Annotated in this window: 1 protein-coding gene; it reads left to right on the top strand. The window is 36.7% G+C overall.

Going from position 1 to position 207, the window contains the following annotated elements; all coding sequences use genetic code 11:
- A partial coding sequence (locus GFJ99_RS13435; protein WP_153209566.1) for a bifunctional 2-polyprenyl-6-hydroxyphenol methylase/3-demethylubiquinol 3-O-methyltransferase UbiG occupies positions 1-207 on the top strand: 207 nt, incomplete at both ends.

Raw genomic sequence — 207 nt, forward strand, 5'->3', positions numbered from 1 at the left:
ATTTTATGTAATCATGTTTTGGAACACATTCCAGATGACACGAAAGCCATGCAAGAGTTATATCGTGTTTTAAAACCAGGTGGAATGGGAATCTTTCAAATACCACAAGATTTATCAAGAGCCACCACTTTTGCAGATGATTCGATAACTGACCCAAAAGAAAGAGCTAAACTCTTCGGACAATATGATCACGTTAGAGTTTATGGT

The organism is Flavobacterium sp. LMO6, from assembly GCF_009495795.1.
In the GTDB taxonomy this organism is placed as follows: Bacteria; Bacteroidota; Bacteroidia; order Flavobacteriales; family Flavobacteriaceae; genus Flavobacterium.